Source organism: Microbulbifer maximicatervae (SeqCode) (assembly GCF_052467385.1).
Genome location: NZ_CP174311.1, coordinates 3,699,608 through 3,720,663 on the forward strand (window position 1 = coordinate 3,699,608; position 21,056 = coordinate 3,720,663).

Genomic DNA, 21,056 nt, shown 5'->3' on the forward strand with positions numbered 1-21,056 from the left:
CTTGAAAAGGTTTTTTAACGCGTTCAGCCCAGTCGATTCATACACGCCTGCTGAACAAAGGCCAAAAAAGAGCTCACCTTTGGCAATTTTTGTCGATGTTGTGGGTAGAGCGCATACAGATCCACCGGTGGCATCTCCCACTCAGGAAATACTGGCACCAATAAATCCGCAGCTACTTCTTGTTGGCACATATAGTCGGGGAGAATTGCGATTCCACAACCATCAACCAGCATCTGCTTTAGCATCAAGAAGTCATCGACTCTCACTCTCGGCTCGATCATTATTTCTCGAACATCAGTTCCATTCGTTAAATTCAACCTGCCACCATACTGTGCACTGCTCATAATTAGAAACTCGCAATCGGCCAAAGATTCTAACTCGGCATTCAGATTCTGACGCTCTATGTAATTTGGGCTAGTGTATAAACGGCGCCGAATTTTCCCTAACTTCTTGGCTATCAACCGAGAATCAACCAACTCTCCCACGCGGATAACCAGATCGTAGCCCTCCTCGATCAAATCCACTCTTTTGTTAGATAGAGTTAACTCCAATTCAATATCAGGATGGGCCTGTAGAAACTCACCCAGCACATCTTTCAATATCGCATGGCCTACACCAACAGAGACGCCCACCCGCAGCTTACCGCACGCCTTGCTCACTAAACTGCCGACTTTGCTTTCTGCTAGATCGACTTCATGCTGTATTCGACGGCAATGTTGCAAGTAGGTACTGCCGGCTTCGGTCAAGCTTTGTGTGCGGGTGGTTCGCTCTAGCAAAGTGACTCCTAGAGCATGTTCCAGCTTGGCAATTTTCCGGCTGAGATTTGCCTTAGGCAAATTAAGCCTTTCCGCAGCTGAGGTAAAACTACCTGCATCCACTACTGCCATAAAAAGCAGCATGTCGTTCAAATCAACGTTACGGCCCATTCTATGAAACCTGCAAAGCTTTATTGTTGTTAAAAATGGGATAATGATTACGAAAAATAACTATATATCAAACAAAAAGGGATATCTAGAATGACTCCATCGACTACAGCAACAGACAAACCACCCGGAGAAAAAAATGGAAATTTTAGCCCGAGACACACTGGAGTTAGGCGGATTCGCAGGTATTACTGAACATCGACTGGTGACTGATAGCCGCGTATTTGGTGCTCGCAAAAAAGCAGAGGCTTTTGAAGGACTGGGCAACATGGTGTATTTGGCTGATGCACGCTATTTACCCCAGGGCTCATCGGGTATGCATCCGCACAGTGAAATCGATGTTATCTCTATCATTGTCGAGGGTCGGGTCAGCCATGAGGGATCTTTAGAACACGGCAAGGATTTAGCCGCAGGTGAAGTTCAGGTACAACGTGCAGGGGGAGAGGGTTTCTCTCACGATGAAATTAATCCAGACAAACAACAAAATAGAATGCTGCAAGTCTGGGCGCTGCCAGAGAAAGCTGGCCAGCCTGCGGGGTATAAAACCTACAAACCAGCATTAGATGGCGCCACTCGTATTTATGGAGGTATTGACGAGAAAGGCAGTACTTTTGATAGCAGCACTTTAATGGACATTGCACACTTAAAAACAGATGAACAATTATCTTTAAATGAAACTCACTTAATCTATGTAATTAGTGGAAGTGCAAAAGTAACCTCAGGGCACATCACAGAGCAGGTGAAGGAGGGCGACTTAATCCGAGGGGACAACTTAACTCTCACCAGTACAGCAGCGCTGCACTTGCTTCTTGTGAGCCATAACAATTAAATCCTCAGTTACAGAAATATCAATCTGAACTATATGACTGGCCAAGCAACAACTCTACCATTAGTTAGAATGTGAGCTTTATCCGCTTTGATGAAGGCGCCTAAATCAAAACCAAATAAAGTTCTATTTTACGGATGCTGACTGCCAAATACTTCCCGGAGGTGCGCAAGCGCATTAGGGCTTTATGCGAAGATTTGGAATTTGAAGCAAATGAGTATATTAGCAGACCAAAAAAAGACAGAGATGGAAACTGAGAATTTTATCTATGGTAACACCTGCCAATGCTGTATTAATATGAGATATTTAAGAGATATAAAATAGTAAGCGAGGGACCTCAATAAAGCCCCCTCACCATAAATAAAACTAATAGAACCTATTGTGAACCACTAAACTGATCGGATAGCAAGCTGAGTGGTATAACGCCATTTTTCAAAATTTTTCCATGAAATTCTTTGATATCAAAATTGACCTTCTCCTGCTCTTTCTGACGCAACTGAAGAATATGTGTAAAACCAATATGATATGAGCTTGCCTGGCCAGGATGAAAAACAAAGCGATTAAGATCTTTAAAAACCTCCCACTCTACCAGCCCTGTAGCTTGAGAAAAATATTCTTCGGCCTCAGTTAGATCCCATCCTTTTGCATTTATACCCGTATCTACCACTAAGCGGGCTGCCCTGCGGGCCTCTGCTTGTAATCTTCCTAAGTTTCCATACGGATTGTTGTCATGCCAACCCTGCTCAAAGGCTAAACGCTCTGCGTACAACCCCCAACCTTCAGAGAAACCTGAAATATTGGTAATACTCCTAAATAGGGGCAGGTCTAGATTACCCGTAAATGAAAATTGCGCATGGTGGCCAGGTATTCCCTCATGGTAAACAAATCCGGGCAATTCCAATAAGGTGGTATCTACAGAAGTATCTACAAAGATCACTGCACTTTCTCCTCCGCTAGCCTGACGGTACCCATAGCCAAGCGATTCTATGAACTCCAATTCAGGGTACTGAAAATCAGGAAACAGACCAGCACTTTTCCCTGCTGCCTCATCTAACAACGTCTTAAATACACTCAGAACATCTTCCCTGGCAATTTGCGGTGAATCCCGGCGAGCCATCTCATATAGCGTCGGCAAATCATTTGAGACATCATAACCAAGTGATTCAAACTCAGAATATATTTCAGTGTGAATATCTTTCAGAGCAGCAATCCCAATTTGATGTGCTTCATGGGCATCTTGTGGAAGACCGACAAACCTACTTAACAGCCTATTGTAAAATTCATTTCCTCCCGGGTACTGGGAAAACCCAGGGTTTTCGGGTGCGTTTGGTAGCAACTTCAAGAGCTTACTAGATACTTTTGCACGGGCTGGTGCTATCTGATTTGCTAAGATATCTTTACACTGGAGCAACCACTCTTCTTTTTGCAAGTCAGAAACGGCCATTTCATTTACGGCTGACTCAAATAACAGATAGATGTTGTCTTGCTCAGGAACTTCATTCCAAAATTCAAGTGTATCACTAACCCATATCACTGTTTCTTTATCATCAATTATTCCCAATCGTGCCCTAACAGACAGCCAACTATTTATTGAAGAATAATATGAAGGCAAGCGTTTCATTTGTGCTAAATAGTTTTCAACACCACTAACATCATCAAGATTAAAGCTCTGGAAGACATACCAAGCACTAATCGCAGTAAATGCATTAACTCTAAATTGAGGCTGCCCCTCAACCGACAAGTAATTCTTTAAAAACCATAAATAATAGTCATAATCAACCTTCTGCACCTCACTCAACTTCCGTCTATCAAATGACTTTAACTTAGCCAGCACTTTGACATATAACGCAAGTGTTTTAGCTTTATACTGTAGAGATATTGGTGTAATGCCAGGTGATAAAAGCCCTATTTCTTCATGCACTTGATGAATCAATGCCAACTCAGGATCTCGCCTAAGCAGCTCAGCATTAGATACCTCTATAAAATAATCAAATTCCTGATCATAAGCCTTAGCCGGCAAACCAATAAAAACACAGAGAATAACCCAGGCATATTTTAACTTCTTCATAGAGCTTCCTTGAATACGCTTCGTTATGTTATGCAACCAAAATAATAATGCCTAGTAGAAAAAAGAAAGTGAAATAATATTTACTTAACCCACATGATATTCATACTTTAGAATTAAAATTTTCTCTATAACCACCACATCCCCCTCGATCTCATTCAAATATATTTTAAGCTCGAGGTATATTCAGCCAAAAAAGCCACGTTATTTGCCAACCAATGTCACCCCCTTCGCTATGCACTTCTTAGCAAAAACAAAAAATCAAAAAACGCCTTATCAGAAATTTAAGAGCTTTATATTTCCATCACCATTCCTACATAGCCCCGTAACAACCCACACCTATGCTGCGCCATGTAACTCTATCGAGGATAAACATAATGAAAAAATTACTTATCATGGCGGTCCTATCCACTTCTAGTCAGGCAGCTCCGCTAACAAACTATCAAGTTATTGATGGCGATACAGTTCACGGTTACGTCGACAATGAGTATGTAAAAATACGCTTGAACTGCATTGATGCCCCTGAGACCAACCCCAGCACCCAAACGTACGGCCCCGAAGCCACTCAAACCCTAAGCGACCTATTGTCATTTGGTTCAGTTGATTTTGAATCTACAGGGAAAGACATCTATGGTCGGGAAACTGGGTATCTGCATGTGAATGGGTACAATATCAATCAAGAAATGGTAATACGGGGAGCTGCCTGGAATTATGAATACTATTGCGGCAGCGAGTTTGAACTCGAGCAGGAATTTGCTTACTACTACGGTCTTGGGTTGTGGTCGAACACTGATGCTATAGACCCCTACTGTTTTCGCAAGAACTTGGACTACGATTACTGCTACTACAATCCAGAGAACAACTTAATTTTAGATAACTAGATCAAACGCAATAGAAATCAGAAAAATACAGCATAAAATAACTTGGGGGTCTGACTTTAGGGCAACGGCAGCACTTCAGATCACCAGGTTAAGCATAACTACTGAAAATAAATCTAATCGACCTCAAGTTGAGCCATTCTATTTCTTGCTGTTTCATTATCAGGATTAATTAACAATGATTTTCTATAGCAATCTATAGCAAGCTCTTTCTTCCCCTTTACCATATAAGCTTCAGCCAAGCTATCCCAGGTCTTATATGAACCTGGATAAAACTGTGTATTCAATTCGAAAAACTCTATTGCCTTATCAACATCTATGCCAAACTGATCATTATAGAGACGATCATAGCCAAAGAAACTAATAACATCTTCCCTCAACATGAACGTTCCTCCGAGCTTTCTTGAAAACTGTTCGAAGTGATTTTTAACATTCACTAGGGGCGAAATCTAGCTTGATCATCGATCATATAACCATCAAAAATTGATCGAAGCCCTCTATAAAAGCTAATAACGGGCATTGTATGATGATTTTCTTCTGTCCCATAGGTTACTGAATCTACGTACAGCCCTTTCTTAGGCTTCTCATTTCGCAGCCTGATAAATTCTGCAACATAGTTTTCATCAAGATATACACCTTCTACTCTCTTTGACGTAGAGATAAACAGCCTGCGCTTTTCAGTTGATTTACCTTGTAGGAATTCAGAATACCGCTTTAACATAATCTGCTCATCCCACCACATACTTGGATCAATAGCGATATACGCATTAAAGTCTTCAGGCGATGAATATAAGCTATGGATAACAGGTAAACCTGTAAATGAGTAACCTGCAAGAATTTGATACCCAGATGTCGGATATTCCGCGTTTATCTCTGGGATAAGCTCTTCTCTTAAAAACTCAAGAAATTGATCAGCGCCCCCTGTATTGGATAGCGCCTGATTTTTACGTCCACCATATTCAGTTAGCGATCGAGTAGGTGAACTATCTCTTACACGCTCTTGACTTACGATACCTACAACAATCATTTCAGGAATTACTGGAGTGGCATCAGAACTCAGCTGCCGAACCATACCTGTGAAGACATGAAAGAAACTATTAAAATCTGCATCAAGTAAATAAAGAACCGGATAATCTTTATATCCACCTTCTTTAAAGGATGCGGGAAGAGAAATCCAATACTCCCTTCTCTCTTCGAGAATTTGCGAGACAATGACCTTGCGCTCACCAATAGTTAACTCATTGGATTGAGCAGTCAAACTCCAAACTGCGGCAATTAAAATTGCTATAAATTTGCCTTTCATAGGAACACTCCATCTTTCCACCAGCTAACCATTTAACCCACTAATAATTTAATAATCATAAGAGAAAGAAAAGCATACGCCGCGTTCTGGGCTCAATGAGAATGAAGAATTCACAATGTGTTTAGAATGCAGCTTAGTCTTTCCCCCTGCCTCAAAAGTAAGTGGTTAAACTGCGATATATACTCAACCAATCATTTGGACCTTTTAGGCATTAGTCCAAAATATTTCCTGCTTTGCGAAGGGATCCTTGTAAGAATCCTGGCTGACCTGGGTTAAACCAAGCCTTTGCATGGACATTTCAGCTACATGTCTATTAAATGCTGAGATATGCCCTCCATTTAAATAGTGGTCAATATCTACCCAGGAAGCATGCTTAATTTCTTCCGTATCTGTTATTACAATATCCCGATTTAAGGCGCTCAATTCACATACGAAGTAGATATCCGTATAGCCTAAATTCGTAGGAAATCGGGTAGCAAATCCTAGTACTGAGGAAAACTCGCAGGACACACCGGTCTCCTCATAAACCTCACGAATCACCGCATCGGCTATCTTTTCACCCAGATCAACGGTTCCTCCAGGCAGCTTCGGGCTCGATGCTGCACTGTGGCCCTGGACACAGAGCAGTTGCCCATCAAGAAGTACGAATCCCCCAACTCCCACCGTATGGGTTGGGTAGAAGGGAACATATGCATCTTCCTGAAGCTTAAGAACCAGCCTTGTAGCAGAATCCCGACAGCTATGAAATGTAAAACCATGCTTTAGGCATATCGGGATAAACCGGGTAAGTGCATCTCGGAGATCTATCCATATCAACTTTCGGCTGTTAACTCTGGATACTTCTATAATGGCTACCAGTTCAACCAAGAACTGATTTTCCGTACCAGAAAAATTCTCAAGATCCAAAGTAACGCAATTAAAGGAATCAACTGTATGATGAAACACAAGCAACCTATTCAACACCTAAATGATTTCAATACCATAAACGATATAGCCGACACTGAATCAATCATTCGTTCATTGATGTAAAGCCAACTTAGAATCCACAATAATAGCTCTGTGCCATTATTTGATAAGATACATCCCTTCAGTGTCTGGACGGCTCAATTCAAATCCAAATTTTCTATAAAGCTCGGGAACATCTGCCATCAACGTAATATATGCTGAATGAAGGGCTTCTCGATCCAGGTAAGCCATAATGTGCTCCATGATCTGACGCCCCAGGCCAATACCTTGGAATTTTGGATCGACAGCAACATCCACTATCTCAAAATTAAGTGCGCCATCCCCCACTACCCGCCCCATAGCGACAGTTTCAGATTGTCTTTTTATATGGATACCATACAAACTATTTGGAAGGCCTTTTTCCGCTGCTTCACGGCTTCTGGGGGTTAAGCCTGTTATCTCTCGCAGTTTGAGGAAATCCTCGGTAGAAGCTACTTTCTCAATAATTGTGTACATACCTTGCCGAATAAAATAAACAAATAAATAGTACCGCTAAGCCTACCTAGTACCCAGCGACAACCCAATCGTTATAGGAAGGTACTTAAACTGGAACTTCCTGGATCTCTGTCACCACTTCAGCTTTCACGGAGTTCGCAATAAAACACTGTTTGTGGGAAAGGTGATGTATTTTTTCTAACTGCTCGCGACTGGGTTGTTTTTCACCGGAGAAGCGCACTGAAGGACGCAGGGTAACTTTAGTCATAGCAATGCGACCATCCTTATCGGCCCCCATAATTCCTATAGCTTCATCGCAATATTCATCAACCACAAACCCTCGCTTGGCTGCAATCGATAGAAAAAACAACATATGGCAGCTGGACAGAGCCGCTACAAAAGCTTCTTCTGGATCAACGTTTTCAACTACTGAATAGGGAATGGGTACAACATGGGGGGAAGAGGAGGCTGGGATAGATGCCCCACCATCAAATTGCCAGGTGTGGGCTCGACTGTATTGATTATCGGTGAAAATCTGCTCGTCGCGTTTCCAGGTCACCGTTGAAGTATACTCTGACAAGACTTATCTCCCTTTAGACGACACCCCTAGTCTTGGAGAAAAGGGGCTAAATTGGGATGCTCACCAGCCCTAAGATTACCAAGAACCGGTGAGTGCTATTTCAAATGGTCCATCGCCTCCCGAAGCCGGATATAGGCGCCACAAGAAATACTAGTTAAGCGGCATCCACCTGCTCATCGGTGCGAGCAGCCATGATAAAGTCATTTTTGTGCAGGCCCTTAGCCTCGTGACTCCACCAGGTAACCGTAACCTTACCCCATTCAGTCAGCAGTGCGGGGTGATGCCCCACCTCTTCAGCAATCGCGCCGACACGGTTGGTAAACGCCAGAGCCTGCTTGAAGTTACGAAACTTAAACACGCGTTCCAGCTGCATAATTCCGTCACGGGTCATCGGCGTCCAGTCAGGGATCTGCCGCAGCAGTCCTGGCAGTTCGTCATCACTCACCAGCGGCGCATCGGCACGACAGGCTTCACATTGTTGTTGAGCTAGTTCGGTCATGAATCGGTCCTCAAAACCTTGTTTATTATCGGCTCAATTGGGCCGGCCTCACTCTACCCGCCCCCCCTTAACGAAACAAGTACAGGGCTCAAAAACGCATTTTATCCGGTTTTACCATCACAAAATGGAACCGCATGCTAAAAATATTGGACGATCTATAGCCACCGCAGCCTTGGGTCGACATCGGCAGATTAACGTGAGGATTGTCATGAAAGCACACCTCAGTCTATTACTACTTCTAGTATCTCTAGGAGCCTGTGAGCGCCAGCAAGTGGATAGAGAGCGCCTTCCTCCACCAGAGAAGGTTATCCTGGAGGAAATGCGCTCCGAGACAAACCTGGCATTCGAGCAGCTCTGTCAGCAATTTATACACGGCCTATGGAATCTATTCCCATCCTGGGCGCTCAGTGAAGGCTACTATGAAGTAGCCAAAGAGCTTCAGGTGCCCGATAAGAGTTATCGTGAATTTGTATTGGACTTTGCTCAAATCTATGAACGCAAATTTGCAGCCTTGGATAAAAGCCAGCTCAATATCAATTCACGCAGTAATCTCGCTCTTATAGAAAATTTTCTGCATCGACTGCAATGGCAATATACCCGCTTTAAGTCATACCAATGGGACCCATCCATATATAATGTTTCCCATTCTTTTGCCCTGATCCTAAACACCGACTATGCGCCACTTCTAAAGCGCCTACATACCGTTAGCACTCGTATGCTGCAAGTGCCCGAGTACTATCAGGCCGCTAAGGCAGCTATCTATCGTCCGGCAGCGCCACAGCTTGAATTAGCAATTCAACAGAGTACAGGCTCACTGGAAGTCTTTGGCGAAGAGCTGGAAAAAACGGTTAAAGAAAGTCAGATGCCTGCGGACGCAAAGGAGATTTTCCTACGGCGAATGCACGATTCTCGCTTAGCGATACAAAGCTATATCCACTTCCTACAAAACTTGCAAAAGAAATTGACTAAATCCGGAAAATTCCGTGATTTTCGTATCGGTGAAAAACTCTACGAAGAAAAATTCCAGTTTGATATCAATATTGGAATGAGCGCTGCTGAACTATACCAGCGCGCCATCATAGAGAAGCAGGTAACCCACGATAAAATGACCAAGCTTGCCGATCAACTCTGGCCAAAATACTTTCCTTCTGATTCCCCACCCAACGAGCCACTGGCAAAAATTGAAAAGCTGCTGAACAAGCTTTCCCAATATCATGCCACCAAAGAAACTTTCAAGAAAAAAGTAGAGCAACAGATCCCGGAGCTGGCAGAGTTTGTGACCGAAAAAAACCTGTTAAGCCTGGACAAGGAAAAGCCACTGGTAGTTCGAACAACTCCAGCCTATATGCAAGGCTTTGCTGTAGCTTCCATTAATGCGCCTGGCCCCTACCATAAAAATGCAAATACCTATTACAACGTGATGCCCATAGAGACCTACTCCGATCAACGGGCGGAGAGCTTACTGCGAGAATACAACGACTATATCCTGCAGATACTCAATATCCATGAAGCGATCCCCGGGCACTACACTCAACTGGTTTACGCCAACCAGTCCCCCAGTATCCTGAAAACTATTCTCGGCAATACTGCCATGATCGAAGGCTGGGCCGTCTATGCGGAACGCATGATGCTGGATGCGGGTTACGGTAATTTTTCCCCCGAGCTGTGGCTGATGTACTACAAGTGGAACTTGCGCACTATCACTAATACCATTTTGGATTATGAGGTACAGGTAAAGGGTATCAGCCAAGCAGAGGCGATGAAGTTAATGGTCAGGGATGCCTTTCAGCAACAGGCTGAAGCAGAGGGTAAATGGCGCAGGGCGACCTTAAGCCAAGTGCAGCTCACCAGCTATTTTGCTGGCTTTACTGATATTTTGGCCCTGCGCGAGGAAATCAAAAAGAAAATGGGCAACAACTTTAGTCTCAAGGGGTTCCACGAGATGTTCCTGAGCTATGGCAGTGCACCAATACCAATTATTCGCGAACTGATGCTGGCGGACTTAGCCAAGCAAGGCAATAAATTCCAATAAAAAAGGCCCCTGTTGGGGCCTTTTCTTTAAATGGCGGAAGCGTTACACCTCACCTTCGGCAATCTTGGCTTTCCAGATCAGCGGGCCAGTAGTGTGTACTGACTCACCCTGACTGTCGACAGCCACAGTTACCGGCATATCTTCTACTTCGAACTCGTAAATCGCTTCCATTCCCAGCTCGGGGAAGGCGATAACTTCGGAGCCCTTAATCGCCTGGGCAACCAGATAAGCAGCGCCACCGACGGCCATAAGGTATACCGCTTTATTATCGCGGATCGCCTCAATTGCCATGGGGCCGCGCTCCGCCTTACCGATCATCCCGGCCAAGCCAGTTTCTTCCAGCATAGTGCGAGTGAATTTATCCATACGGGTAGCGGTGGTTGGACCAGCGGGACCAACAACCTCATCGCGCACCGGATCTACCGGGCCTACGTAGTAGATAAAGCGGCCGGTGAGATCCACAGGCAACTTCTCGCCTTTAGCGAGGATATCTACCATTTTCTTGTGCGCCGCATCGCGACCAGTCAGCATCTTACCGTTCAGCAGCAGGGTCTCACCGGGCTGCCAGTTTTGGATATCTTCTGCGGTAATGGTATCCAGGTTTACCCGACGGGTATTGCTGCCCGCTTCGCGGGTAATTTCCGGCCAATCTTCCAGCTTAGGCGGAGTCTGGCGCGCAGGCCCGGAGCCATCCAGGGTAAAGTGGGTGTGACGGGTAGCTGCGCAGTTGGGGATAATCGCCACAGCCTTGTTGGCAGCGTGGGTGGGATAATCCTTGATCTTCACATCCAGCACAGTGGTCAGTCCGCCCAGGCCCTGGGCGCCGATGCCCAGTTTGTTGACGGAATCATAGAGTTCCAGACGCAGCTCTTCAGCGCGGTTAGAGGCTCCGCGCTCTTGCAGCTCCTGAATGTCGATGGGGTCGAGCAGGGATTCTTTGGCCAACAGCATCGCTTTCTCAGCGGTACCGCCAATACCAATACCCAGCATGCCGGGCGGACACCAGCCGGCGCCCATCTGCGGAACCATCTTCAGCACCCAGTCAACCACCGAGTCAGATGGATTCAGCATGGCAAACTTGGTTTTGGCTTCACTGCCGCCGCCTTTAGCTGCCACATAAACTTCTACGGTATCACCGGGAACGATTTCATAGTGAATCACCGCCGGAGTATTGTCTCCGGTATTCTTACGAGCACCATCTGGATCTTCCAGAATAGAGGCACGCAGCACGTTGCTGGCATTTTGATAGGCCCGGCGCACACCTTCGTTAACCATATCGGTAACGCTCATATCCGCTTCCCAACGCACATTCATGCCCACTTTCAACTTCACGGTGACTATGCCGGTATCCTGACAGATTGGGCGGTGGCCCTCGGCACACATGCGTGAGTTGATCAGGATCTGGGCCATGGCGTCCTTGGCCGCCGGGTTGACCTCTTTCTCATAAGCCTTGTTCAGGGCCTGAATGAAGTCCTGTGGGTGGTAGTAAGAAATAAATTGCAGCGCATCGGCCACGCTGCCGATCAGATCATCCTGGCGGATAGTGGTCATTGCCAACTCCGATTAACGTCTCGAGGCCGGCGATTCTACACGAAATGTAGGGTTATTGACCCAGATATTCCCAGAAATCCCATTCACCTTAAGGGAAAACGGAATAAAAAAAGGCGGACACCAGGTCCGCCTTTTTTAACTCAACCGGAAAATTACATGGATGAAGCGGTGGAGTCACCGCTGGATTGCAGAGAGCGAATCGCATCGCGAAGCTGCACCAGATCCTTATTCACCGAACGGCGGTAAGCATCAATAGATTCTACAGCCTCTTCATTCGCACCGACACGCATAGTCAGGTCACTGCGCACTGAAGCCAGCTGGCGCTCCAGGCGTGCAAGCTTGTCGGTCATCTCACGCTGGGAATCTGTATTGCCCTTGCGCAACTCTGCCAGCGAAGCCTCTACAGCAGCGATTTTCTTCACGCTGGACTCGAGGCCGCTGAGCTTAGTGCTAAGAGCGGCGACTTGCTTTTTGTTAGCCGCGACTGCTGTTTTATTGGCGGAGATACTCTTGCGGTTGGTGTCATAGGCAACACCCCACAATTTGCGGATCTCCGAGGAGTTTTCCTTGGCTTTTGCATTCAGTACTTCAACCGACGCCGTAGATTCCTCATCGGAGAGGCTAAAGCGCTTCTCCAGTTCAGCAATACGGTTTTCCGCATCGGCAATACGAGTCTCTGCATCACTCAACAGGGTCCGGCTGTCCTGCCATTGCTGGTACAGGAAACCCGAAGCACCCAGGCCACCCATCGCCATAATCAGGGCACATAGCCCCAAGAAAGAGAAACCACCTCGGCGCTCCTCCACGATCACCTGGGGCTCTGGTGAATCACTCCTTTCTTCGCTGGTAGTGAGATCCAGTGATGGTTCAAGAGCGGCGCTGCCGCCCAGTGTGGGCTCTTTGCGTTGCATGGTTCGATACACCCGATAACTGTGCTGATGAGTCCGGTACCCGCCAGTTCTATGCTGCTCTTTCCGGTACCGTATTTTCAGAAATATATGACAATAGAATCCATTCAGATTCGTCGAATTCTGCGGCAGTTATACCAAAAATTGACGAAAAAGTAAGCGGTCGTCAGTAATAATAGACGACAGTCGAATAGAGCTGACAGCAAAAGCTTCCCCCCTTGTGTTTGAGGAAATCGTCCCAAACTTCCCTAATCCATCGCGCCGGCTTAATTCTGAGATGCGGCACGTGTAGAATGCCCTCACCAATAACCCTCAGACAAAGGAAGGAAAACACCATGGCTTTCGAATTGCCTGAACTCCCCTACGCTAAGAACGCCCTGGCACCGCATATCTCCGAAGAGACTTTGGAGTACCACTACGGCAAACATCATAAAACTTACGTAGACAAGCTGAACGGCCTGCTGGAAGGCACTGCTGACGCTGACAAATCTCTGGAAGACGTGATCAAGTCCTCTTCCGGTGGTGTGTTCAACAACGCAGCCCAGGTTTGGAACCACACTTTCTACTGGAACTGCCTGAGCCCTAACGGTGGCGGCGAAGCCACTGGCGCGATTGCCGAGGCTATCAACGCAGCCTTCGGTAGCTTCGACCAGTTCAAAGAAGCATTTACCACCAGTGCTGTAAACAACTTCGGCTCCGGCTGGACTTGGCTGGTAAAAAATGCTGACGGCTCAGTCGCCATTGTAAACACTTCCAACGCAGCAACCCCGCTGACTGAAGAAGGCGTTACTCCCCTGCTGACCTGCGATGTTTGGGAACACGCTTACTACATCGACTACCGCAACCTGCGCCCGAAGTACATGGAAGCTTTCTGGGCCCTGGTGAACTGGGAGTTTGTAAACCAGAACTTCGCTTAATCCCGAAGTCACCAGAAAAAGCGGGCCATGTGCCCGCTTTTTTTATTTCTTTAATGTCCTCCTCCCAATCAAATTCTCCCCACTACTGGCCAAATGCTGCTCCAGTCAGCACAATACCTGCTGATCTGCACTACACATCCCGCATAAAGTATGGGGGATTTAGGCAATCAACCTAAAGAATGCCACTGGAGTGGCACAAATTAGCAACGAAGAACCGAACACTGGGAATATGCTCATGAAGTTGAAACCAACCCTGATCGCAGCCGCCATAAGCGCGCTGGTAATCAGCGGCTGTGACCGCGGCGCCCCGAACACAGCCGAGCAGAGTGCAACCGCCACAGCCACGGAAAGCACGGCGACTCAAGAAGTCGCAGGAAAAGTGGACCCAGCCGCAGTCAAACGCGTAAACCAGATGTTCGAGGACTTCTTCCAGGAGCACCTCGCCCGCAGCCCCGAGTACAAAACTTTCCTGGGCAAAAAAGAAGACTACGATAAGTGGAACGACCTCTCCCCAGAGTTTGCCAAGGAAACCCTGGAGATCGACAAGCGCCAGCTGGCGGAACTGAATAAAATTGATCCTTCCACTCTGGATGACGCTACCCGCTTGAGCTTGCGCCTGGCAAAGCGCAACTGGCAACAGGATATCGATGGCTACAAGTGGCGCAATCACGGCTACCCCGTCAACCAGATGTATGCCACCCACACCAGCGCAGCATCGCTACTGATCAGCCAGCACCGTATCGATGATGTCAGCGATGCAGAAGCCTATATCGCCCGCTTGAATGGTATGCCCAAGTATTTCTCCCAGTTGGAAGAACAACTGAAAGCCAATGCTGCAGTCGGCACAATCGTACCTAAGTTCGTATTCCCTTACGTTATTAGCGATTCCCGCAACCTGATCACCGGCGCACCTTTTAACGGTGAAAAAGACAGCCCACTGTTTGCAGACTTTAAAGACAAAGTAGAAAAGCTGGAAATCAGTGAAGATCAAAAGAAATCACTGGTCAATAAAGCCAGCCAGGCCCTGACTGAAAGCGCCGGCCCCGCTTACGAAAAATTAATCAGCTACCTGCAAGAGCTTGAGAAAAAAGCCAACACTGACGACGGCGCCTGGAAACTGGCAGACGGCGAAGAGTTCTATAAATTCCGCCTCGGTGTTTACACCACTACGGATATGACTGCCGATGAGATCCACCAAACCGGTCTTAAGGAAGTTGCCCGTATTCACGACGAAATGCGCGAGATTATGCGCAAGGTGAAGTTCGAAGGTAACTTGCAGGAATTCTTCGAATTCATGCGTACCGACAAGCAGTTCTATTACCCCACCACTGAGGAAGGTAAAGCGGAGTACCTGGAAAAGGCCACCGCAATTATCGACACCATGAAGGGCCGCCTGGATGAACTGTTTATCACCAAGCCCAAAGCCGATCTCGATGTAAGAGCCGTAGAGGCCTTCCGCGAAAAATCTGCAGGTAAGGCCTTCTACCAGCGCCCGGCCCCCGATGGTTCGCGCCCAGGTATCTACTACGCCAACCTGTACAATATGAACGATATGCCGTCTTACCAGATGGAAGCATTGGCCTACCACGAAGGTATCCCCGGCCACCATATGCAGCTTTCGATCGCTCAGGAATTACAGGATATTCCCAAGTTCCGTAAATACGGTGGTTACACTGCTTATACCGAAGGCTGGGGCCTCTACTCCGAACTGGTGCCCAAAGAATTGGGCTTCTATGAAGACCCCTACTCTGACTTTGGACGCCTGGCTATGGAACTGTGGCGCGCTGGCCGATTGGTGGTAGACACCGGCCTTCACGCCAAGAAATGGACCCGCGAGCAAGCGATCGACTACCTCGTAGAGAACACCCCGAACCCGAAAGGCGACGTGGTTAAAGCGATCGAGCGCTATATTGTGATGCCTGGCCAAGCGACCGCATACAAAATTGGTATGCTGAAAATTGTCGAGCTGCGTGAAAAAGCCAAAACAGAACTGAGTGATCAGTTTGATGTTCGCGGCTTCCACGACACTATCCTGGCCAGTGGCCCAGTCCCCTTGGATGTACTGGAAGAACTGGTTAATGAGTGGGTTGCAAAAGTAAAAACCCAACAATAAATAATAGAAGCGACAGATAAGTACCTGATAACTACTTGTCTGTCTTTTTCTCATCGTCAGTAGAGCATTGCAGAAGTAAAAATTCTGTATAGTTTTTACAATACGGCATTTATTGTTTTACAGGGAAGTCCGGAATGACACTCCGGACTTCTTATTAAGCAATCACCAGCTCCCAGCATGAATGGCACTGTGGTCTTATTTCACCCCCCCTATTTTCAGCTCACCTTAGCCGCCACTGTCGTATAAAAGCACCAAAATAAAACATACCCAGTATTCCCCATACCAAAAAAGTGCACCGCTCTTATTTTCTGCTGAATTTATATCCACAAAACCAAATAATGGGATGCTTTTACATAAAAAAGTCCATTAACTGCAAAAATAATGATAAAAAAGTAAGAGCTACTCTTTGAACGCAAGGATTGTACTCATGAAGTTAAAAATAACTCTGATTGCAGCGGCAGTAAGCTCACTCATTCTCACAGGCTGCAACGACAGTACCAACAATGCGGATGCACAAAAGATTGCACCCTTAGAGGAAAGTGCACTTAATCAGCCACCTCCCCCGAAGGTCAGTAAAGAAATGAGCGAGGCCAGCAAGAAGGTCAATTTGCTGTTCGATAATTTCTTCCAGGAGCATCTAGACCGCAGCCCTGAATTTAAAACATTCTTGGGTCTGAAAGAGGAGTACGGCAAATGGAATGATCTAACTCCTGAATTTGCGCAAGAAACCCATGAAATTAATAAGCGTCAATTATCCGAGCTGAATAAAATTGATCCCGCTATACTGGATCGACCTACCCAACTTAATCTTCGACTGGCAAAACGCACGTTGCAACAAGAGATCGAAGCTTATAAGTGGCGAAATCATAATTACCCAGTCAACCAAATGTTCGCCATCCATACCGGCGCCGCTTCAACACTTATCAGCCAGCACCGTATCGATAACATTAGGGATGCCGAAGCTTATATTTCCCGATTAAATAGAATTCCCCAGTATTTCGCACAGCTGCAAGACCAACTGGAAGAAAAGGCCAAAGCTGGCACCACTATTCCAAAATTCGTTTTCCCCTATGTTATTGGAGATGCACAAAACCTAATTACTGGTGCTCCTTTTGATAGAAAAAAGGACAGCCCTCTATTTGCTGACTTTAAGGGAAAAGTAGAAAACCTCGATATCAGTAAAGAACAGAAAAAGTCCTTAATAGATAAAGCTAAAACAGCACTAAAAGACAACACTGGCCCCGCCTATAAAACCCTAATCGACTACCTGCAAGAGCTTGAGATACGCGCAACTACTGATGATGGCGCCTGGAAACTGGCAGATGGCAGTGACTTTTATAATTTTCGTCTCGGCTTTTACACTTCTACCGATATGACAGCCGAAGAAATTCATAGGATTGGCCTTGAAGAAGTGACTCGCATCCATGATGAGATGCGGGAAATTATGCGTAAAGTAAAATTCGAAGGTAAGTTGAAAAACTTCTTCGAATTTATGCGCACCGACCAGCAATTTTATTACCCGACCACTGAACAGGGGAAAGCTGCATATCTTGAGAAGGCTACTACCATTATCGATACCATGAAGGGTAGGCTGGACGAGTTATTTATCACCAAACCTAGAGCGGACCTCGATGTGAGAGCGGTTGAACCTTTCCGGGAGAAATCTGCCGGTAAAGCTTTTTACCTGCAACCTGCTGCCGACGGCTCACGCCCAGGCATCTACTACGCCAACCTCTACAATATGGACGATATGCCCAGTTACCAGATGGAAGCACTGGCATACCACGAGGGTATCCCCGGCCACCATATGCAGCTCTCTATCACCCAGGAATTACAGGATATCCCTAAGTTCCGCAAATATGGTCACTATACCGCCTATACCGAGGGTTGGGGCCTTTACTCTGAAATGGTGCCAAAAGAGATGGGACTCTACCAAGACCCCTACTCAGATTTTGGGCGCCTCGCCATGGAGTTGTGGCGAGCAGGACGCCTTGTAGTCGATACCGGAATTCACACAAAGAAGTGGACCCGAGAACAAGCCATACAATACCTGATGGAAAACACCCCTAATCCTGAGGGGGATGTTATTAAAGCCGTCGAGCGCTATATCGTATTACCCGGCCAGGCAACAGCCTACAAAATTGGCATGCTCAAAATTTTACAGCTTCGTGAGAAAGCCAAAAAAGAACTGGGAGAGAAGTTTGATATTCGTCAATTCCACAATGCAGTTCTGGCCAACGGCCCAGTACCACTGGATGCCCTGGAGGAAATTATTGACGAGTGGATAGCAAACACCAGAACTCCAAAAGTATAACTAAAAGGTTAAAACAGAATTAAAAAAGGCCACTATCTGTGGCCTTTTTTAATTTAAGCTAATAGCGCTCACTCTTATACTGCAAACCGCTGCCGGTATGTAGAATGATCTTATCTCTTAGGTATCGCATGGCTTAGCTATACTGTGCTCAGTTGGCTGCGGGGTAATAGTCATAACTTTTACTTCGCTAGGCGTTTCAAATCGGTGCCAGACACCTTTTGGTATAACCAATATTTGCCCAGCAGATAATTCGTTCTGCTTCTCTTTACCGTTTACGAGAAGAATTAGAGTTGTTTCTCCATCTACAACTTGAACAAACTCATCTCCATTGGTGTGCCTTTCCCACTCACTATTCCCTGAATAGTGGGCTACATATATTCCACCATCCCTATACTCGGACAATAAGGCAAATGCATCTTTAGCTTCCTCATCCGTTGTTTCGGGAGTTCTTCCTTTTAGAAATTTAACTCTAGAAAACCCATCATCTATCGTAATAGCTTTTGACTTCGGCACTTACCAACCCCTTACAAGTACTACTCTTACTACTGGGGTGGAAGGAAAGAATACACCGCACTCGAGACACGCTGTGAATACATCCCTGTAAGCTCCTAATCGGCATCCATGCCTCATAGGGTCCCAAGCGCGGTGTATTCTTCCCTTCTCCCTTTTTAGTTACTAAAACCACATAATCCGAGCACCTTCACCCTTTCTAGCGGTAAAGATGCTCAACTTTTTAAGTTACTCTTTTGACGATCCTATAGCCGAATACTCTGCAAAAGTGAATCCTAACTCTTGTTGGTTGCTATCCACTGATCTACCTGCTGCTCCAACACTGCCAATGGCAAAGCGCCATTGGTGAGAACTACATTGTGGAACTGGCGGATATCAAACTGGCTACCAAGCGCTTCTTTAGCGCGTTCACGCAACTCAAGAATCTTTAGCATACCGGTTTTGTAGGCCAGTGCCTGACCGGGCCAAACCATATATCGCTCGATTTCGGTGGTGACTTCGGACTCAGTCATACCGGTCTTTTCCAGCATATAATCAATCGCTTGCTCGCGACTCCAGCGCTTATAGTGCATTCCAGTATCCACGACCAACCGCACAGCCCGGAACATTTCCGCCTGCAACCGACCCAAATCATCATAGGGGTTTTCCTGGAAACCGGCTTCTTTAGCAAGCTTCTCGGAGTACAGTGCCCACCCTTCCGAGTAAGCATTAAACAACCCCATTTTACGGAAAGTCGGCACACCTTTTAGTTCTTGCGCTATTGCCAACTGGAAGTGATGCCCAGGCACCGCTTCATGGTAAGCCAAGGTACGCATTCCAAACTTTTTGGTTTCATGAACATCCCGCAAGTTTGCATAAAATACGCCGGGGCGAGACCCGTCCATTGCTGGAGGGTTGTAGTAGGCTCCCGCCGAACCTTGCTCTTTAAACTCTGGGACTCGGCGCACCTCAACACCCATTTTGGGTTTTAAATCAAAATAGTCACCCAGGCCTGCATCAATTTCATCAATCATTAGCTGGTAATCGGCAATAATTTTCTCCCGCCCTAAATCTGAATCCTCATAAAGAAACTGGGGATCATTATTCAGTGCAGAGAAACGTTCGCTAATAGTGCCACTGGTTCTACCAACGGATGAAAAAATTTCATTCATTTCCGTTTCAATTCTTGCAACTTCTTCCAATCCAATACGATGGAGTTCCTCCGGTGCAATATCTGTACTGGTAAAGTTGCGTACCTGATAGGCATAGTAGGCATCCCCATCCGGCAATGCCCAAACACCATTGTTCTCTCCAACTTTTAACCGGAGAGTACTGAAATAATCGATTAGCCCTTGATACGCGGCGTAAACTTCTGTACCAATCAGCAACTCAGCTTGGCTGAGAATACGTTCCCGCTCCTGTTTATCCAGCTTTTCAATTTTGTTAAGTCGCTCCAGTAATGAGGCATAAAGTATATTTTCTTTTACCGGCGCGGCGATAAAACCCTGCATTTCCTCTAAAACACTATCGACAACAAAGCGCGGGGGCAGAATATCTTTCTCTTCCCTTATCTTCAGACCATCCAGCAATTGATCAAACTTACGTCCGACCTCTCCCAGACGAGACAAGTAATAATCAGCTTCTTTTACATTGTTGATCTGATGTACTTCAGCGAGAAACTCCGGCAACCTATTCTGCTCACCCGACATTTGGTTAAGCGGGTAATCATGGTGCCTCCAGCGTTCAACTTCCGCCTTTATACTGAGAAGATGCTCTAACACATCATAGGAAATGGCCTGCTGCCCTTCCAAACTTTCGCGATCATAGCTGCGCAATACCGCCAGCTCGCTCTTCATCATTTCAATAACACGCAACTGCTCTTCTTCAGACAAATCATCGAGATGCGCATTGTGTCCATCAATTCCAAATTGTTCCAAAATTCTAATTTGTGAAAGGATTTCCGGACTGCTACTACCGATTTTTATAAAGACACGTTCAAAAAATACATCTATAGACCAAGGCTTGAAATAAACTGCATTAATAGCAAAAGCAGAAACTGCCAAAACCCCCACAAAAAATAAGCCGCCAAACCATTTGGCAATAGTCTTAATCATTATATTTCTCCCGAATTCTTAGCTGTAATTTTGTCCCGGTATCAGGATCACCTCAACTCCCGCAGCAGAGAATTCCGATAGAGCGATCAGCGCAGGGGCCAAGC

At 46.1% G+C, this 21,056-nt stretch carries 18 protein-coding genes; 6 read left to right on the forward strand and 12 right to left on the reverse strand.

Features of this window, described 5'->3' with window-relative positions; all coding sequences use genetic code 11:
- Positions 1-23 precede the first annotated feature (23 nt).
- Positions 24-926 carry a LysR family transcriptional regulator gene (locus ACJJIR_RS15760; RefSeq protein ID WP_444906068.1) on the reverse strand — a complete coding sequence of 301 codons (903 nt, stop codon included), beginning with the start codon at positions 924-926 and terminating at the stop codon, positions 24-26.
- A 136-nt stretch (positions 927-1,062) separates the two neighbouring features.
- Here ACJJIR_RS15760 and ACJJIR_RS15765 point away from each other — a divergent pair, with 136 nt between their 5' ends.
- Positions 1,063-1,752, forward strand: a complete 690-nt coding sequence (locus ACJJIR_RS15765; RefSeq protein ID WP_444906069.1) for a pirin family protein — start codon at positions 1,063-1,065, stop codon at positions 1,750-1,752.
- A 373-nt stretch (positions 1,753-2,125) separates the two neighbouring features.
- On the opposite strand, the gene ACJJIR_RS15770 is transcribed toward ACJJIR_RS15765, so the two are convergent.
- On the reverse strand, positions 2,126-3,817 hold the full coding sequence (locus tag ACJJIR_RS15770) for a DUF885 domain-containing protein (RefSeq protein ID WP_444906070.1): 1,692 nt from the start codon (positions 3,815-3,817) through the stop codon (positions 2,126-2,128).
- 374 nt (positions 3,818-4,191) lie between these two features.
- On the opposite strand from ACJJIR_RS15770, the gene ACJJIR_RS15775 reads away from it, so the two are divergent.
- Positions 4,192-4,695: a thermonuclease family protein gene (locus ACJJIR_RS15775; RefSeq protein WP_444906071.1), complete on the forward strand. Its 504-nt coding sequence runs from the start codon at positions 4,192-4,194 to the stop codon at positions 4,693-4,695.
- 113 nt (positions 4,696-4,808) lie between these two features.
- Here the strand turns inward: ACJJIR_RS15775 and ACJJIR_RS15780 are convergent, their stop codons facing one another.
- From ACJJIR_RS15780 to ACJJIR_RS15805, 6 genes are all read right to left on the reverse strand, one after another.
- Positions 4,809-5,075, reverse strand: coding sequence for a tetratricopeptide repeat protein (locus tag ACJJIR_RS15780; protein ID WP_444906072.1), 267 nt, complete (start codon positions 5,073-5,075; stop codon positions 4,809-4,811).
- 53 nt (positions 5,076-5,128) lie between these two features.
- Entirely contained in the window at positions 5,129-5,995 is an 867-nt protein-coding gene (locus ACJJIR_RS15785; RefSeq protein WP_444906073.1) for an alpha/beta hydrolase, read from the reverse strand.
- A 204-nt stretch (positions 5,996-6,199) separates the two neighbouring features.
- On the reverse strand, positions 6,200-6,940 hold the full coding sequence (locus ACJJIR_RS15790) for an NUDIX domain-containing protein (protein ID WP_444906074.1): 741 nt from the start codon (positions 6,938-6,940) through the stop codon (positions 6,200-6,202).
- Positions 6,941-7,060: 120 nt separating this feature from the next.
- Positions 7,061-7,456: a GNAT family N-acetyltransferase gene (locus tag ACJJIR_RS15795; protein ID WP_444906075.1), complete on the reverse strand. Its 396-nt coding sequence runs from the start codon at positions 7,454-7,456 to the stop codon at positions 7,061-7,063.
- A gap of 85 nt (positions 7,457-7,541) precedes the next feature.
- Positions 7,542-8,015, reverse strand: a complete 474-nt coding sequence (locus tag ACJJIR_RS15800) for an OsmC family protein (RefSeq protein WP_444906076.1) — start codon at positions 8,013-8,015, stop codon at positions 7,542-7,544.
- A 154-nt stretch (positions 8,016-8,169) separates the two neighbouring features.
- Entirely contained in the window at positions 8,170-8,514 is a 345-nt protein-coding gene (locus ACJJIR_RS15805) for a 4a-hydroxytetrahydrobiopterin dehydratase (protein WP_108732232.1), read from the reverse strand.
- Between the two features lie 208 nt (positions 8,515-8,722).
- On the opposite strand from ACJJIR_RS15805, the gene ACJJIR_RS15810 reads away from it, so the two are divergent.
- Entirely contained in the window at positions 8,723-10,546 is a 1,824-nt protein-coding gene (locus ACJJIR_RS15810; protein ID WP_444906077.1) for a DUF885 domain-containing protein, read from the forward strand.
- 42 nt (positions 10,547-10,588) lie between these two features.
- Here the strand turns inward: ACJJIR_RS15810 and ACJJIR_RS15815 are convergent, their stop codons facing one another.
- Together ACJJIR_RS15815 and ACJJIR_RS15820 are read right to left on the reverse strand one after the other, a co-directional pair.
- Entirely contained in the window at positions 10,589-12,097 is a 1,509-nt protein-coding gene (locus ACJJIR_RS15815) for a fumarate hydratase (RefSeq protein WP_282931690.1), read from the reverse strand.
- 152 nt (positions 12,098-12,249) lie between these two features.
- Positions 12,250-13,008, reverse strand: coding sequence for a coiled-coil domain-containing protein (locus ACJJIR_RS15820; protein ID WP_282931689.1), 759 nt, complete (start codon positions 13,006-13,008; stop codon positions 12,250-12,252).
- A 332-nt stretch (positions 13,009-13,340) separates the two neighbouring features.
- Between ACJJIR_RS15820 and sodB the strand changes: the two genes are divergently transcribed.
- The 3 genes from sodB (at position 13,341) to ACJJIR_RS15835 (ending at position 18,349) form a co-directional block, all read left to right on the forward strand.
- The gene (gene sodB / locus ACJJIR_RS15825) at positions 13,341-13,922 is read left to right on the forward strand and encodes a superoxide dismutase [Fe] (protein WP_108732228.1); all 582 of its coding nucleotides are present in this window, start codon (positions 13,341-13,343) and stop codon (positions 13,920-13,922) included.
- 235 nt (positions 13,923-14,157) lie between these two features.
- On the forward strand, positions 14,158-16,035 hold the full coding sequence (locus ACJJIR_RS15830) for a DUF885 domain-containing protein (RefSeq protein ID WP_444906078.1): 1,878 nt from the start codon (positions 14,158-14,160) through the stop codon (positions 16,033-16,035).
- Between the two features lie 427 nt (positions 16,036-16,462).
- Positions 16,463-18,349: a DUF885 domain-containing protein gene (locus tag ACJJIR_RS15835; protein ID WP_444906079.1), complete on the forward strand. Its 1,887-nt coding sequence runs from the start codon at positions 16,463-16,465 to the stop codon at positions 18,347-18,349.
- A gap of 117 nt (positions 18,350-18,466) precedes the next feature.
- On the opposite strand, the gene ACJJIR_RS15840 is transcribed toward ACJJIR_RS15835, so the two are convergent.
- Together ACJJIR_RS15840 and ACJJIR_RS15845 are read right to left on the reverse strand one after the other, a co-directional pair.
- Positions 18,467-18,862 (reverse strand): cupin domain-containing protein, encoded by a 396-nt coding sequence (locus ACJJIR_RS15840; protein ID WP_444906080.1) that lies wholly within the window; start codon positions 18,860-18,862, stop codon positions 18,467-18,469.
- Positions 18,863-19,134: 272 nt separating this feature from the next.
- Positions 19,135-20,952 (reverse strand): DUF885 domain-containing protein, encoded by a 1,818-nt coding sequence (locus tag ACJJIR_RS15845; RefSeq protein WP_444906081.1) that lies wholly within the window; start codon positions 20,950-20,952, stop codon positions 19,135-19,137.
- Between the last annotated feature and the right edge of the window lie 104 nt (positions 20,953-21,056).